Source organism: Serratia sp. CY31944 (assembly GCF_052169175.1).
Lineage (GTDB): Bacteria > Pseudomonadota > Gammaproteobacteria > Enterobacterales > Enterobacteriaceae > Serratia > Serratia sarumanii.
Genome location: NZ_JBJNLG010000008.1, coordinates 1 through 15,491 on the forward strand (window position 1 = coordinate 1; position 15,491 = coordinate 15,491).

General features: G+C 61.6%; 12 protein-coding genes. 1 reads left to right on the forward strand and 11 read right to left on the reverse strand.

The window, feature by feature from the left end; genetic code table 11:
- Window positions 1-146 precede the first annotated feature (146 nt).
- The gene (locus ACJ8IN_RS10830; RefSeq protein WP_060422740.1) at window positions 147-902 is read left to right on the forward strand and encodes a winged helix-turn-helix domain-containing protein; all 756 of its coding nucleotides are present in this window, start codon (window positions 147-149) and stop codon (window positions 900-902) included.
- 59 nt (window positions 903-961) lie between these two features.
- Here the strand turns inward: ACJ8IN_RS10830 and ACJ8IN_RS10835 are convergent, their stop codons facing one another.
- The 11 genes from ACJ8IN_RS10835 to fes all read right to left on the reverse strand — a co-directional run bounded on the left by ACJ8IN_RS10835 (window position 962) and on the right by fes (window position 15,234).
- A complete protein-coding gene (locus tag ACJ8IN_RS10835) occupies window positions 962-1,402 on the reverse strand; it encodes a hypothetical protein (protein ID WP_160208046.1) in 441 nt (146 codons plus the stop codon).
- A gap of 34 nt (window positions 1,403-1,436) precedes the next feature.
- A complete protein-coding gene (locus tag ACJ8IN_RS10840; RefSeq protein ID WP_047569697.1) occupies window positions 1,437-2,225 on the reverse strand; it encodes a winged helix-turn-helix domain-containing protein in 789 nt (262 codons plus the stop codon).
- Between the two features lie 262 nt (window positions 2,226-2,487).
- Window positions 2,488-3,105 (reverse strand): DUF2238 domain-containing protein, encoded by a 618-nt coding sequence (locus ACJ8IN_RS10845; RefSeq protein ID WP_047569699.1) that lies wholly within the window; start codon window positions 3,103-3,105, stop codon window positions 2,488-2,490.
- A 121-nt stretch (window positions 3,106-3,226) separates the two neighbouring features.
- Window positions 3,227-4,246 (reverse strand): 7-bladed beta-propeller protein YncE, encoded by a 1,020-nt coding sequence (gene yncE, locus ACJ8IN_RS10850; protein ID WP_369916763.1) that lies wholly within the window; start codon window positions 4,244-4,246, stop codon window positions 3,227-3,229.
- Window positions 4,247-4,351: 105 nt separating this feature from the next.
- Window positions 4,352-5,212 (reverse strand): isochorismatase, encoded by an 861-nt coding sequence (locus ACJ8IN_RS10855; RefSeq protein ID WP_004930014.1) that lies wholly within the window; start codon window positions 5,210-5,212, stop codon window positions 4,352-4,354.
- Between the two features lie 3 nt (window positions 5,213-5,215).
- Entirely contained in the window at window positions 5,216-6,844 is a 1,629-nt protein-coding gene (locus ACJ8IN_RS10860; RefSeq protein WP_060427323.1) for a (2,3-dihydroxybenzoyl)adenylate synthase, read from the reverse strand.
- A gap of 7 nt (window positions 6,845-6,851) precedes the next feature.
- Entirely contained in the window at window positions 6,852-8,057 is a 1,206-nt protein-coding gene (locus ACJ8IN_RS10865) for an isochorismate synthase (protein ID WP_060427324.1), read from the reverse strand.
- Window positions 8,058-8,269: 212 nt separating this feature from the next.
- Window positions 8,270-9,526 (reverse strand): enterobactin transporter EntS, encoded by a 1,257-nt coding sequence (gene entS / locus ACJ8IN_RS10870; RefSeq protein WP_033636752.1) that lies wholly within the window; start codon window positions 9,524-9,526, stop codon window positions 8,270-8,272.
- A 176-nt stretch (window positions 9,527-9,702) separates the two neighbouring features.
- The gene (locus ACJ8IN_RS10875; RefSeq protein ID WP_308325357.1) at window positions 9,703-13,647 is read right to left on the reverse strand and encodes an enterobactin synthase subunit F; all 3,945 of its coding nucleotides are present in this window, start codon (window positions 13,645-13,647) and stop codon (window positions 9,703-9,705) included.
- A gap of 32 nt (window positions 13,648-13,679) precedes the next feature.
- Window positions 13,680-13,886 carry an MbtH family protein gene (locus ACJ8IN_RS10880; RefSeq protein WP_033636748.1) on the reverse strand — a complete coding sequence of 69 codons (207 nt, stop codon included), beginning with the start codon at window positions 13,884-13,886 and terminating at the stop codon, window positions 13,680-13,682.
- Complete coding sequence (fes, locus tag ACJ8IN_RS10885) at window positions 13,861-15,234, reverse strand: enterochelin esterase (protein ID WP_072265201.1); 1,374 nt, start codon at window positions 15,232-15,234, stop codon at window positions 13,861-13,863. The genes ACJ8IN_RS10880 and fes overlap by 26 nt, the downstream gene beginning before the upstream one ends.
- Between the last annotated feature and the right edge of the window lie 257 nt (window positions 15,235-15,491).

The following is a 15,491-nucleotide window of genomic DNA, read 5'->3' on the forward strand; positions in this document are numbered from 1 at the left end:
TTAAAAAACTTGTAAACAAATAAATATCTCACCTCTATTATAATAATAGAGAGAAAAATCCTATTTACAACCAGTCGAGAGGATTGAAAAAAAGACATGCAGACATCAGAATAATCTCTCGACAGGAAAGTTGGCGGAAAAGAGAAATGATTTTCATCATAAATGACATCGTCCTTTACAACGAGGAGGACGGCACACTGGTGCATATCGATAACGCCAGTAATAAAATAGCTTTACTTAAACCCAGCGCCAGATTGTTATCGTTATTTATTCGCAATAATAACAAGCTGTTGCTGCGCGAGAGATTGCTCAATGAGGTTTGGGTCGAACATGGCCTGAAGGCCTCGAATAACAATCTTAATAATTATGTCTCTGGCTTGCGTAAGTCTTTGGCGCAATGCGGCATAGAAGAAATCATCGTGACTTATCCCCGCCAGGGATTTAAATTCAACGCTATTAACATTCACGAGACAAATATAAATAAAGAAGATCATAATGAAGACCGCAATAAAACAGTAGAGGAAAGCACTATTCCGCCACCGAGAAATAAGCTCCAGGGCATAAGACGATCGTTGCAAAGATTAATTATGATCATGGCGGCCTGTCTGGTGCCTTTCGCCGCCGTCGTACTGTATCAAAATAGCACGCGTATTAATGTTTATCCGCTGGGGAGTTACGAGAATTGCCAAATCTACAGCATGACGTTAGGCAGTGGTGATTTAAGTAAAATCAAACAGGTGATGCAAAGTGCCGGTTTCAGTTGCCAAATGCGCGCCGACGTTTATTACTACGATAATATCCGTAATGAGGGGGCGGAAAACAATGAACAATGGGTGACGTACTGTCCCCGAGCGGGTAACAGCCCTTGCATCAACAATTATATCGATAACAAGCAGCCTTGAATTTTACGAATTATCGCTCCAGGGTCACCAAACCACCTCCCCCGGCAATGCCGGGGGATTTATTCCCCTTTCGTGGCGCAGACAAACCACGGAGAGTGGTTGTTGCTCACCAGATAGTGGTGCCGATCGACCTGCTCGATGCGCAAATGATATAAAACCCCCAACACGGGCAACCGCCGGTTCATCTCGTCTTTCGTCACGGTATCCGACGGCTTTCGGATATTTTCATCAACCTTTAGCGCATAGTTGCTTCCCTGACGCTGGTACGAAAACACCACCGCCCGGCTGATATCGTAACGCGTATCTCCTTGATAGAAGCTGCCATTGAGCAACACGGTAGCGCGTCGCGGGCCGTCAGGCACGATACTGACCAATAACAAGCGTTTCCATACTTCGTTGGGCATTTCGTTCGTGAGTTGTACCACCGCACGGCATTCCGGTATCTGCGGTTTAACAAACAGCATGTATCCGGCAATGCCGCAACTCAGTGCAGATGCCATGCTTAACAACGCGAAACGATACCGCCAAATTCGACTACAATTTCTGGTTTTCATGGAAATTCTCACATTGCGCGTCGCCGATCGCCATCTTCACTTGGGGGCAATAATAGAAGTAAGACGATCTGATCCGGCCGGTGGCATTTGGCAAAATGAATTTACTGTCGTAATACAATACGGTCGCCGGTACATCACATGGGATGTTTTTCTGCTCCAGCAGGCTTTTCAGGTGGCTTAAATCAACCTCACCCGGCCCGGGCTTATGGTATGAGGTGACGAATTTGATCTCGCAGCTACCGATGTTACCCACCTTCATCGCGCTGAGCGGCTCGTAATCGGCATCTTGCCAGGCCCACAAGCTCATTCCCACAGCCAGCAGCAGCAACCCGCCCAGCATAATGTGTTTAAAGCGCATCAATCGGACCGCAGGCTCTGCAAAAGGCACGGCCTTGCCGACGGGTGCCGCGTTCTGCACCATCAGCATCTCTGCCAGGCTGTCCGTCGTTTTCAGCTCGGTGGCGGTAAACATAAATCCCTGCCGCGGCAGGGTGACGATAATATCTTCCTCGCCGAGCGAAGAGAACGCTTTGCGCAGAATCGAAATGGTGTTGTTGAGGTTGTTGCCGGAGGCCACCTGACCGTGCGCCTCCCACACCTGCGTCAGCAACGTTTCGCGGGAAAGCACCAGATTATTGTTGCGCACCAGGGCGGAAAGCAGGCGATTCAGCGTGGCCGTCAGCGCAATCGGCGGAATGTCGTCATGCAGCGAGATCAGCTCCGATCTATCTTCATGATATTTAATATTATTATTAATTATGTATCTCATAATTCCCTGCGCGATAAACTAATTAACGCTCATTAACCCCTATCAATCGTGGCAATATTAACATAGCGCAATGGATAAGAAAATTCTTAACAAAAAGAGTAAAAACCAATAAAAACAAAATGATATAAAAATACTTCACACAGCTCATAGAGAAGATTTTGCAGCCTATTACTGGTGCAGCACGCACGCAAACTGGATTAACAATCTAAACAGCCATAAAAAAACCCGCCATAAGGCGGGTCTGAGCAACGCCGGAAAATAGTCAGCACAGGCGGCGAATTTGCCGGTCTTGCCAACCGGCGAACAGCAGCAAACCGCATAGCGCGCCGAGCAAGGCGCAGAACATGTCGGACTGGGTATCCCACGGGTCACCCTGGGTGCCGAGAAACTCGTCGGCGCCCTGGCCCAGCGCCAGCGCCGCCCACCACTCGATCAGCTCATACACCGCGCTAATCGCCAGCGCGATGCAGCACACCACAAAGCCCAGCATCTTGCGCCCTTGCACATGGCCGCCGCGCAGCAGGATCTCGCGCGCCACCAACGCCGGCACCAATCCCTGGAAGAAATGCCCCAGTTTGTCGTATGGGTTGCGGCCAAGATCCAGCCACTGCTGCACCTCAAACCCCAGCGGTACGCGGGCGTAGCTGTACATGCCGCCGAAAATCAGGATCAGCGCATGGAAGAAAATTAGCGTGTAGAGCAGCGGCGTCAGCGGGTAGCGGCGATAAGTCAGCCACAGCAGCGGCAAAACTACCAATACCGGCGCCACCTCCATCAGCCAGGTGGTGCGATCGTAAGGGCGGATGCCGCTGTGGATCAGCGCGGCCAGCAGCAGTAGGGTGATAACGGACAATAACAGCGGGGTACGCGAGGCAGGCATAACCAACGTTCCTTCGGGTTAACGGATCAATACACTCTTTATACCGCAGATCCTTGGACGAAAAAAAACAGGCGGAGCGTCGCCGCTTCGCCTGTTCGATATGCGCTTACCCTGAGCGGGATTATTTCAGCGCTACGCGGATCACATCGTCCGGCGCGGTGGCTTCTTTCTCGCGGCTGGAAGCCTGCTTGACGCTGACGTACAGCGTCTGGCCGTCCGGCGAAAGCGCCAGGCTGTTCGGGTGGGTCGGCGTCTTGATGGTGTTCAGCACCTTGTAGCTCTTGGCGTCGATTACGCTCACTTCGCCCGCCTGGCGATGGGTGACGTAAACTTCATTGCGCGCCGGGTTGAACAGCACCGCCAGCGATTCCGGCACGTCGATCTTGCTCAGGATGTTGCCGTTGCGGGTATCCACCACCAGGACCTGCGGCTGCTTGGAATCGGTGATGAACGCGCGATGGGTAGCGGTATCCAGGCTGATGTTCAGGAAGAAGTGCTCTTTGGACTCATCCAGCTTCTTGCGCGACAGCACCTTGTTGGATTGGGTGTCGATGGTCACCAGCTCGCCGTCGGCGTTGGTGACATACAGACGTTTGGCGGCGGCGTCCAGCGCCAGGCCGGTGCCGTATTTGCCGGTGTCGGTCACGGTGGCGCGCAGGGTCAGATCCTTGCCATCCACCACCCACACCACGCTGGATTCACCCAGACCGGTGATGTACAGGGTATCGCTGTCGGCATCCGCCACCAGCTCACGCGGAGCCAGCGGCTTGACGGTCTCGGAGCGCTTGCGCGCGTCCAGCACCAGGCGGCCTTTCACGTCGCCGGTCTTGGCGTCGATGGCGGTCACCGAGTTATTGACGGTGTTGCCGAAGAACAGCGTGCCGGTCTTGGCGTTGACGGCGGCGCCGAACGGTTTGATGTCATTATGAATAATCTGGGTCACGTCCAGCGTGGTCGGATCCAGACGATAAACGATGCCGCCCTTGTCCAGCTTGCGGCTCTGCGACGTCGCCAGATAGAGCGCGTTCTCGCTCGGGCTGTAGGCCATTTCATAGGCGCCCTTGCCAACCGGCTTGCGCAGCACTTCCGGCGCGGTCTGCGCCAGCAGCGTATTGGAGAACAGCAGCGTGGACAGCAGCATCAGCGGAAATGCCGCACGTTTTCCCTTGGTGATCAAAGCATTCATCGTAATCTCCTTATAGAACCAACGGGGCGGCCGAGCGGCCGCCCTCTCTCGTTATTAAAATCAGGCTTTCTCTTCGGAAAGCAGCGCCCACCAGCTGTCGATGGTCGGGTTGCGTGCCAGCGCGATAAAGTCGATATCGCCGCGGATCTTGCGCCAGCGGGTCGCCAGCTCCATGATGCGCACCGAATCCAGGCCGTAATCGATCAGGTTCTCATCGTTGCCCATGTCTTCGCTGTCTTCGTCCAACAGCGGCAGGATCTGCTGACGCAGCGCATCGATGCTGGCGATACCGGCAGCCGGCAACAGGGACGCGGTGGTCACCACCCGGCCGCAGCGGCCGGCGGTGTAACGCAGTGCCATCAGGTGTTCGTCGCGCGAGAAGTCCGCCAGGCCATCGGCCACCATGAACGGCTGGATATTGCGCATGAAGGCGTCGATGGCGGTGGTCAGGCAGCCGATGTGCGCATACACGCCACAGATGATCAGCTGATCGCGGCCGGACTCCTGCAGGATCTCCTGCAGCGGCGAGCGGTGGAAGGCGCTGTAGCGCCATTTCACCAGCACCGTGTCGTCTTCGTCCGGCGCCAGCGCGGCGGTCACCGCCTGCTGCTCAGGGTGTTTGTTCAGGCCCGGCCCCCACATGTCGTTCAACAGCGCGCGATCTTCATCGCTCTGCTGGTTCGGCTGCGCGGTATAGAACACCGGAATGCCCTGCTGTTTGCAGTAGCGGCGCAGGTTGGCGATGTTCTCCACCACCTGTTTAATCAGCGCGCTGTCTTCGCCCCAGAAATTGAGGAAATACTGCTGCATGTCGTGGATCAGCAGCGCGGCGCGCTGCGGTTCTACCTGCCAGGTGACTTTATTTTGCGGCAGTTCGTCCGCCGTCGGCAGCGCGTAGTCATTAAGTTTTGGAATGGCCATCGATTAATCTCCCTGAGCCTGAGTCTGTAGTTGCGCGTCGAGCTGCTGGCGCAGCCGTTTTTTGTCCACTTTGCCGACCGGGGTCAGCGGCAGGCTGTCCACCTGAATAAAGCGATCCGGCAGTTTGAAGTCCGCCACGCCCTGCTCGCGCAGGTGGCGGCGCAGCACCACCGGCTTCAGCGGCGCGTTGGCGATGATATAGGCGCAGCTCTTCTCCCCCATCAGCGCGTCCGGCATCGACACCAGCGCGGCGTTGATCACGTCCGGATGACGCAGCAGCAGGTTCTCGATCTCCTCGGCGGCGATCTTCTCTCCGCCGCGGTTGATCTGATCTTTCTGCCGCCCCTGCACGGTGATGTAGCCGTCTTCGCTGATGCTGATCAGATCGCCGGAGCAGTAGAAACCGTCGGCGTCGAAGGCGTCGGCGTTGTGCGCCGGGCTCTGGTAGTAACCGCGGAAGGTATAAGGCCCGCGCGTCATCAACCGGCCGACCTCGCCCGCCGGCAATGAATTGCCGTCGTCATCCGCCACCCACACCTCGTCGTCCGGCGACATTGGCCGCCCTTGCGTCGTCAGGATGTGGCGTTCGTCGTCGTCCAGCCGGGTGTAGTTCACCAGCCCTTCCGCCATGCCGAACACCTGCTGCAGTTGGCAGCCGATTTCGTTCTGAATGCGCGCCGCCAGCGTCTCGCCCAGCTTGGCGCCGCCCACCTGCAGCAGTTTCAGGCTGGCGAGCTGGGCATTGCCGCCCCACTCTTCGATCGCCTGTAGCCACAGCGTGACCGCCGGCGGCACCAGCGCCGTCACGTTGATTTGGTGCTGTTCGATCAGGCGGAAGCACTGCCCGGCGTCCGGATCGGCGGCGAACACCACCAGTCCGGCGCCATAAAACACGCCCAGCACGCCCGGCGAACTCATCGGGTAGTTGTGCGCCACCGGCAGCGCACACAGATAACGGGTCTGCGCGTCGAAACGGCAGATCTCCACGCTGCGGCGAATGCTGTAGTAGTAATCATTGTGAGTGCGCGGGATCAGCTTCGGCGTACCGGTGCTGCCGCCGGAAAGCTGGAAGAACGCCACCTGATCGGCCGCGGAAGGCTGCGCGACAAAACCGTCGCTGGCTTCTTCCAGCCAGGCGGCCAGCGCCAGCTCGCCCTCGGGCTGGCTGCGCAGCGCCACAACCCGCAGCGAAGGATGCGCATCGCGGAAGGCGTTCAGGAATTGATCGTCGGCAAACAGCGCGTGCTGGCGATCGGCGATCAGCAGCGCCGGTTTGATCTGCTCGGCATAGGCATTCAGCTCGCTGCGCTGATGGCTGAACAGCGCGTTGACCGGCGCCACGCCAATTTTCAGCAGCGCGAAGAACACGATATAGAACTCCGCCACGTTGCCTAGCTGGACCAACGCGGTGTCGCCGGATTTCACGCCGCGGCGCAGCAGAGCGGCCGCCAGACGATCGGAACGCTGCTGCAGCTCGCGGTAGGTCAGGCTGCCCTGGGCGTCGATAATCGCCGGGGCGTCGTTGTTGGCCTGGCGGTCGAGGATCTCGGTCAGCGGCTTGTCAGTCCAGTAGCCGCGTTCGCGATAGCGGCTGGCGAACTCCGCCGGCCAGGGGGTAAAGGCAATGCTCATCTTGTCGTTATCCTTGATTCATACCAAAGGCACGCAGAATGGTGCTGAGTTTGGTGCCTGTTTCATGCCATTCAGATTCGGGTGAAGAGTCTTCCACGATGCCGGCGCCGGCAAACAGCCGCACCCGGTTGCCGTCAACGGTGCCGCAGCGGATAGTCACTACCCACTCGCCGTTGCCTTCGTCGTCGCACCAGCCGACGATGCCGCCGAACAGGCCGCGATCGAACGGCTCCAGCTTGCCGATCAGGGCGTGCGCCTCAGCCGTCGGCATGCCGCACAGCGCCGGCGTTGGGTGCAGCAGGCAGGCCAGCGACAGGGCATTTTCGTCTGGAGACGCTGCCTCGCCGTCGATCGGCGTGGAGAGATGCCACAGCGTGGTGGTAGTCAACAATTCAGGGGTGTGCGGCACGTTCAGGTAGCGGCAGCGGCCGGCCAGCACGTCACGCATGCTTTCGGTGACGATGCGATGCTCGTGGCGATCTTTCGCCGAGGCCATCAGCCGCTCCCCCACTTCGCGATCGCGCTGCGGGTCGGCCTCGCGCCGGGCGGAACCGGCCAGCGGGTTGGAATAGAAACGGCCGCCGTCCTGGCGCAGCAGCAGCTCCGGGCTGGCGCCCAACAGCGCACCCTGCTCCAGCGGCACATGGAAATGGAAACCGTGCGGGTTCTGAGCAATCACGCGCGCCATCAGCGCATGGCGATCCACCGGCTGGCGCGTTTCGATCTCCAGCAGGCGCGACAGCACCACTTTATCCAGCTCACCGGCCTTCATCGCGTCGACGGCATCGCTGACCATGTTCATGAACGGCTGCTGCGGCGGCAGCTCCGTCACGCCGGCCAGTTCAGGGCCGTTCGCCGCCGGCCGAACCCCGGCCATAAAGGTGGCGCGATCGAACCAGCGGCTCTGCTGCGGAATAAACAGCGCCGAAGGCTGCCGGGTATCGAACGGGATGGCGCCGCACAGCAGCGGGTTTTTGATGCCGGCCTGACGGGCATCGGCAAACGCCTGCCGTACGCTGCGCTGGAACTCGCCGTTTAGGTCGGCGCCGTCTGCAGCCGGCAGGCGAATGCGGCTGAAACAACCGGTGGTGGTCAAGCTGCGGAAAGGAGAGGTAAAGAAGAAGCCCGACGCCGGAGAAAAATCAGCGGCGAACCGGTGTTCTTCGCGCTCCTGCATTTCCTTTCGATTGATGTCGTTCACGGCAGTATCCATCGCTTCGCCCTCAAGGATTTGAAGTGATAACCAATATAATAATGATTATCATTTGAGTTAATTCCGCGCTAAATTACTCGCCGATATTTGCTATGTCAATAAACGTAAGCACTTCTTTCATTTCGAAATCATGACATAAACGCTGTGGGTTTTACGCATGCCGATGATAAGCATTGCTATTTGATCCCACAGCGTTGTCTTAACGCGTTCGACTACTTTTCTGTGGCGGGCTGCGGCTCCGGTTTGTGCAGCGTCACCTGGCGCAAACCGGTCATGGCGAACAGCAACAGGATGCCGAGCAGCGCCGCGCCGAAGCCGAAACCGCTGGCGCTCATCGCCGGCAGCATAAAGGCGCCCATCGCCCCCAGCAGCAGTGCGCCCAGCGCATCGCCCACCACGTTTTGCGCCGTCCACAGGCCGTTGATGCGGCCGAGGAAGTTGTCCGGCGTCAGGCTCTGGATCAGGCCGTATTGCAGCAGCGAGTTCAGCGCGCTCAGGTAGCCGAACGCCACCAGGCACAGCAACGCCAGGCTGTACCACGGCATCAGGCCGAACAGGCCAATGGCGGCGAACGCCGCGATCGCCGTCAGCAGCATCACCCAGCCGGGGCGCGCCACGTGCGCCACGCGCCCGCTGGTGAACGCACCGATGGCGGCGCCGAGCGGCACGGCGGCGTACATATAGCCGAGGTGGGCGGCGTCGATGTGCCAACCTTCCGCCATCGCCGGGTACAGCACGCGCACCGCACTGGCCATGGTCAGCAGCGCGCCGATCAGCGCCACCATGCCGATCACCTTGTTCTGGAACAGGAAGGCGAAACCGCCCGCCAGCGCGCGCAGCGGGTGTTCACGCGGCTGCGGCGGCGGCATCAGCTGCGGCAGGCTCAGCAGCGGCAGCAGCGTCAGCAGGGTGCCGAACGCCGCCAGGCCGTAGTTCCAGGCAATGCCCATATGGGCGATCACCAGGCCGCCGATCGCCGGAGAAAGGATCGAGCCGAAGCGCACCGTCAGCATGCTGATGGCGCCCGCCTGCACGATGTTTTCGCGGCCCACCAGCGCCGGCGTGGCCGCCAGCAGCGCCGTCACCCCCACCGCGCCGAAGAAGCCGTCCCACACCGCCAGCAGATAAATGGCCGCCAGCGAAGGCGACGGCAACAGGGCGTTGAGGCACAGGCCGACGAAGCCGATGCCGCAGGTGGAGCGCGCGAACAGGATCAGTCGGCGCCGCTCATAGCGATCGGCCAATACGCCCCCCATCAGCAGCCCGGCGAACATGCCGCCGCCGGCCAGCGTCACCGCCAGTCCGACCTGCAGGGTGGAACCGGTCAGCGCCTGGATCTGCACCGGGATGGCGATCGCCATCAGCCCCAGCGCCACAATGGAAATAAAGCGCGCGCAGAATACCGCGCGGAAAGCCCGGTTGGTTTTCAGCAGGCTAAAATCAAGCAGGATGGAGGGTTTGCTACTCATCGGTTTTTCACCACATCGTTAAACGGGGATTCTGCAGTTGCGGGGCGCTATGCTAGCACAGATGGCGAAATCAATAATGATAATAAAACTCATTGATATTCAACCGTGAGCAACCGCAAGAAACGCCGCCACACGCGGGGTCATCCCCGTGCCTGGCGGCGAGATGACGGACGCGATTACAGCGTGCGCAAGATCCGGTTCAGCAGCGGCCCCAGCACTTTGAACGACGCCGGCGAAACGATATCGACATGCGCACAGTCCAGCTCGTGCGCCTGCAGCGCATCGACGTACTGCGACCAGGTTTGCTGCACGTCCATCCCTTCCTGCAGCGTGCGTTTGGCGACGAACAGCGTCGCCTGGCCGTGGAAACGGGCAGTACGCGTGTGCGACAACAACCGCACCGAGTCGGCGTAGTTGGCTTCAATGTTGTCGAACATCGCGGTGCGCGTCTCGCCCAGCGCCGGATCGAGCGTATCCTGCGACACCGCCAGGAACTGCTCGCGCTCGCGCTGCACCTCCTTCAACACGTTGTCGTCCAGCATCACGTCCCAGTTTTGGGTCTCCGGCGGATAGGTATCCAGCAGGCCGAGGAACGCCACCTGCTCGCCGCGCGCCTGCAGCCGGGCGGCAATGCCCTGCGCCAGCGTGCCGCCCAGCGAATAGCCGATGAAGTGGTACGGCCCGTGCGGCTGTACCTGCAACACCGTCTGCAGGTGGGCATCCACCACCTGATCCATATCTTCGCTCAGTGCCAGCGGGCCGTCCGGCCGCGGCGACTGGATACCGACCAGCGACCAGTGCTGATCGAGATAGCGCGGCAATACGCTGAACTGCCAAGAGAAACCGGACGCCGGGTGCAGACAGAACAGCGTCGGCCCCTCGGTGACGCGCAGCGGCAATACGCTGTCGAAGCCGCTGCGATCGGCCTCTTCCTGCGTGCGATCTTCCGCTAACAAGACAGCCAGCTGCTCGACGCGCGACGCCACCATTACCTGGCCGACGGACACCGCCTTGCCCAGATCGCGGCGCAGCTCCGCCGCCAGCCGCATCGCCAGCAGCGAATGGCCGCCGAGCGCGAAGAAATCGTCATCGGCGAACACCTGCTCGCGCTGCAGCAATCGGGCAAATACCGCCGCGATCTCGCTTTCCAGCCCGGCCTGCGGCGGCCGCCCAGCCTTGCGCTCGCCGCCCTGCGGCTGCGGCAAGGCCTTGCGATCCAGCTTGCCGTTGGCGCTCAGCGGCAAATCGCTCATTTCCACCAGCGCCACCGGCACCATGTGCGGCGGCAGCCGGTCGGCCAGCGCCGCGCGCAGTGCTTCCGCATCCCAGCTCGCGCCAGGCTGCATCACCAGATAGCCCACCAGCTGGCGCGCATCGCCGCCGGCGTCCACCGGCGTGCCCTGCAGCACCAGCGCGTGCGTCACCGCCTGGCGCACGCCCGGCAGCGACAGCAAGGCGTGGTCGATTTCGCTCAGCTCGATCCGCTGCCCACGGATCTTCAGCTGATCGTCGCTGCGGCCCAAATATTCCACCGCGCCGTCCGGCAGCCAGCGCGCCACGTCGCCGGTGCGGTACATGCGCCCGCCCTCGCCGAACGGATCGGCGACAAAGCGGCTGGCGGTCAGATCCGGCCGGCCAAGGTAGCCGTGCGCCAGCTGCACTCCGGTCAGATACAGATCGCCCGCCACGCCCGGCGGCACCGGCCGCAGGCGCGCGTCAAGAATGCGCAGCCCCGTGTTCCACACCGGCAGGCCGATCGGCACGTTGGCGCCGGTCACCTTCGCCAGCGCGTCGCCGTAGGCCGGATGCCAGGTCACGTCCACCGCCGCTTCGGTCGGGCCGTAGAGGTTGTACAGCGGCACCGCCGTGCGGCTTTGCCACAGGCGGCACAGCTCCGCCGGCAGCGCTTCGCCGCTGCAGAACACCTGGCGCAGCTCGGCGCAGCTCGCCACCGCCGCGTCGTCGTCCAGAGCGGCAACGAAAGCCGCCAGCATCGACGGCACGAAGTGCAGCGTGGTAATGCGGTGCTGCGCGATCAGCTGTTGCAGCTGCTGCGGATCGCGGTGCGCCTCCGGCGGCGCCATCACCAGCCGGGCGCCGACCATCAGCGGCCAGAAGAATTCCCATACCGAGACGTCGAAACTGCACGGCGTTTTCTGCAGCACCGCATCGTCCGCCCCCAGCGGATACTGGTGCTGCATCCACAGCAAGCGGTTGACGATCGCCTGATGGCCGACCAGCACACCTTTCGGGCGCCCGGTGGAGCCGGAGGTAAAGATGATATAGGCCGCATGGTTCGGCGTCGGGCCCGCGATCGCCACCCCGGCGGCGTGATCGGCCGGCAGCGGCGCGTCATACAGCAAAATTTCGCCCTTGTCGGCGAACCGCGCCTGCTGCGCCGGGTTGGTGATGACCAGCCGGGGCGCGGCGTCTTCCAGCATCATCGCCAGCCGCTCGTCCGGATAACCGGTGTCCAACGGCAGATAGGCGGCGCCCGCTTCCACGATCGCCATCAACGCCAGCGACAGGAACACCGAACGCGGCAGCGCCACCGCCACGATGTCGCCCGGCCGCACGCCCTGCGCAACCAGCTCACGCGCCAGCGCCATGACCTGCTCGCGCGTTTCGCGGTAGGTGAAATTGAAATGCGCATCCGCCAGCGCCGGCGCGTCCGGCGTGGTTTGCGCCTGCTGCGCCAGCAACTGGCTCAGCGTGGTCGCCGGCACCGGGTGCGCCGTGTCGTTGACCCGCGCCAGCAGCGCGTGATCGTCGGCGGTCAGCATATCGGCTTCGCCGATCGGCAACGTTGCCTGCGCGGCGAACTGCGCCAGCAGCAGCGGCAGTCGCTGCAGGTGCGCCTGCAGTTCCTGGCGACCGTAACGCTCGGCGTTGGCCAGCAGTTCCACCTTCAACTGATGGTGTTCGTCGATAAACAGCGCAATCTCCAGATCGCGCACCGGCCCGGAGGCCAGATCGTGAGTGATGCCTTCGATACCGGCGAAATCCAGCTGGTAATCGAACATTTTGAAGTTGAAGACCGTGCCGTACAGCGGTTCGCCGTCGCCGATGCGCCCCAGATCGCGCTGCACCTGCTCGGCGTCGTAGCGCTGATGGCGGCGCACCGTTTTCAGCTCGCGGCTGATGCGGGCGGCGGCCTCATACAGCGTGGCCTGCGGCTCGAGATGCATCTCCATCGGCAGTACGTTGATCACTGGCCCGGCGGCGCACAGGGCGGCCGATCCGGTACGGCGCATGAAGATAAAACCGGCGCTGAAACTCGGTTGGCCGCTCAGGCGCGATACCCACAGCGCCACCAGCGCCACCGCCATATCGGCGGCGTTCAGCTTCTGCTGCGCGCCGCACTGCACCAGTTCGGCGAAAGCCTGCGGATCGCAGCGCTGTTCCAGCCGGTGGATGCGCGGCGTGGGGGTTTGCCCGGCCAGCGGCTGCGGGCAGAGCGTGGCCGGCGGCGGCAACTGCCGCGCTTTTTCGAGCCAGAAATCGGCGTCGCGCTGCCAGGCCGGCGCCTCCCGGTAAGCCTGGTATTCCGCCACCACGTCGCTGAACGCCGTGAAAGGCGTCGGTTCCAGCGCGTCGCCGCGGCAAAGATGGGTGTAAATCGCCGCCACGCGGCGAGCGATGGCGGTGAAGCTGAAACCGTCCACCAGCAGATGGTGATAGCGCTGATACCAGAACCAGCGGTTATCCGCCAGGCGCATCACCACATGGCGATACAGCGGTGCGCCGCTGCCGGCGCGCAGATCGCTCGCCAGATCGATGTCCATCAGCGCGCGCGCGGCGGCTTCGGGATCCGGCGACGTCGTCAGATCGACAAGTTCCGGCTCGTGCACCGCCAGCGCGTCATCCAGCCATTGCACCGGCACGCCGTCGCGTTCCGCAAAACGCAGGCGCAGCATGTCCACCTCGCCCAGGCCCTGGATGATGGCCTGCAGCAGAGGCTCCACGGCAATGGGGCCGTTGAGTTCGATGGCGTGGGCCACCGCGTAGGCATTGCGATGCGGGGAGATTTGATCGGCGACCCAGATGCCGGGTTGCGCCGCGACCAGCGGCCATTCGCCCGCAAGCGCCGGGCCGCTGAGAGAGTTAGGGGTGTGTGACACTGCTTATTGCTCCCGTGATTACCTGGCGCCGGTCACGCCTTGCTTGCTGCGACCGGCAGAATGTCTTGCCAATGCTGTTCCAGCCACTCGGTGCACGCGGTGCGCGCCGCCGGGCCGAAGACGATCGTCCAATCGGACGGAATGGCGCGGAAATCCGGCCACAAACTGTATTGTTGTTGTACGTTGCGCAGCACCAGGCTGCGCTGCTGTTGATCATCGAACGGATTCAGGCTTTCCATCATGTGCTCCTCGTGCCGTCGCCGATGCCGGATAAGCGGTGGCGAAAGCGGAGGCCCAGACCGCCTGCAGCCCGTCGGTCAGGCCGCTGCGCCAGCACAGCGCGTCGTGCCCGCCTTCCACCACCCGGTAGTGCACCCGATGGCCGGCGTCGCTCAGGCGCGCCGCCATTTCGCCGCTGACCCGGTGCACCAGCTTTTCCTGCGAACCGGCTTCCATAAATACCTTCAGCGCACCGTGGTTGCCCAGGCCGTGTCGTTCCACCTGCTGCATCAGCCAGCAGGCATCGTCGGGAATGCTCGGCAGCTGCAGCATGTCGCGCCGCGGCCACCAGTAGGAACCGGACTGGGTAATTACCGCGCCGAAGCATTGCGGCCAGCGCAGCCCGGCATACAGGGAAGCCAGGCCGCCAAAGCTTTGCCCCGCCACCACCGTATCGGCCGGTTTGTCGCTGTGCGGCGCCCAGTCGGCCAGCTGCGGCATCAGTTCTTCCTGCACCGCCAGCCAGAAATCGTCCTTGCAGGTTAATTCTCGCGCCCGGTGCGGCAGATCGATGATGTCGATCAACACATACACCGCTTCCGGCAACGCTCCCTCGCGGGTCAGCTGCATCAGCGGCTCCCAGACCGGCATCTGCTTCGCCCAGAACTGACCGTCGAGCAGGATAGCCAACGGGCGCTCGGCCGGCTTGCTGTCGCCGGTGGTGTAGATCCAAACGTCGCGGCTGTTGCCCAGGCGCTCGCTCTGCCAGGTATGGCGCTGCAAACGCGCCGGCAGCGGCGGCGTGCAGCGCCCGCTGGCGATCTCATACTCGTCGAACGAACGCCATACCGGCTGCGGCGGCGCATCCGGCATGTGCAGGCCGGAGACGCTGTGGCCGCTGGCGCTTTGCCAGGAGCGATACGGGTTGAGCAGATCGGGGGTGGCGCTGGCGAACACCTGGTGCCACCAGTGGCGCAGGTTGTGCATATTGGCGTGCGCATCGTCGCCGCTGAACGCCGGCGGCCGCTCGTCAAAGCAGGGAATAAAGCAGTAGCTGCCGCGCCAGGCGCCGCTCAGCTCGGTCTGCCAGTACCACACGTCGGTGCCGGCCAGACGCTGCAGGCTTTGCGGCGGATTCGGCTGGTGATGGTCGGTCAGGCAGTTGATGTTGATCCACACGCGGCGGTAGGCGGAGGTCAATTCGCATCCCTGAGGATCGCGCCAGAAAAAGGTGGTTCGCCAGCGGCCATTACCCGCCGGTTCTACCCATGGCGTACCGCGCCGTGCCACCGTCAACCACCATCCTGGACTGCCCGCATTGCTGCTGGCCAATAATCTGCTGCTTTCTGACTGTAGTTCTGTATTCACAACGCCTACCCATTTTGTAGTTGGCGGCACCGGGAACGTCGACTTTTCCCTATCGCCGGCCACCGCCCGAACGCACTGTACGCCAAATACTATTGATAATAATTTGCATTTGCAATAGTGTGTAAGGCTTGGAGATCGTGCTGGTATTGCGCGCAACGGACAGGGATCGGGGATATATCAATGGCATCCCTTGCCGCAGCCGATTTTCTATTTCCGACTACACAAAAACTACAACCGCCCTTCCCCCCGTTCGGCGA

What these genes read in the sequence shown, in the direction of transcription:
- ACJ8IN_RS10830 (WP_060422740.1), top strand. Translation starts at nt 147, where the DNA reads ATGATTTTCATCATAAATGACATCGTCCTTTACAACGAGGAGGACGGC.
- ACJ8IN_RS10835 (WP_160208046.1), bottom strand. Translation starts at nt 1,402, where the DNA reads ATGGCATCTGCACTGAGTTGCGGCATTGCCGGATACATGCTGTTTGTT.
- ACJ8IN_RS10840 (WP_047569697.1), bottom strand. Translation starts at nt 2,225, where the DNA reads ATGAGATACATAATTAATAATAATATTAAATATCATGAAGATAGATCG.
- ACJ8IN_RS10845 (WP_047569699.1), bottom strand. Translation starts at nt 3,105, where the DNA reads ATGCCTGCCTCGCGTACCCCGCTGTTATTGTCCGTTATCACCCTACTG.
- yncE (WP_369916763.1), bottom strand. Translation starts at nt 4,246, where the DNA reads ATGCTGCTGTCCACGCTGCTGTTCTCCAATACGCTGCTGGCGCAGACC.
- ACJ8IN_RS10855 (WP_004930014.1), bottom strand. Translation starts at nt 5,212, where the DNA reads ATGGCCATTCCAAAACTTAATGACTACGCGCTGCCGACGGCGGACGAA.
- ACJ8IN_RS10860 (WP_060427323.1), bottom strand. Translation starts at nt 6,844, where the DNA reads ATGAGCATTGCCTTTACCCCCTGGCCGGCGGAGTTCGCCAGCCGCTAT.
- ACJ8IN_RS10865 (WP_060427324.1), bottom strand. Translation starts at nt 8,057, where the DNA reads ATGGATACTGCCGTGAACGACATCAATCGAAAGGAAATGCAGGAGCGC.
- entS (WP_033636752.1), bottom strand. Translation starts at nt 9,526, where the DNA reads ATGAGTAGCAAACCCTCCATCCTGCTTGATTTTAGCCTGCTGAAAACC.
- ACJ8IN_RS10880 (WP_033636748.1), bottom strand. Translation starts at nt 13,886, where the DNA reads ATGGAAAGCCTGAATCCGTTCGATGATCAACAGCAGCGCAGCCTGGTG.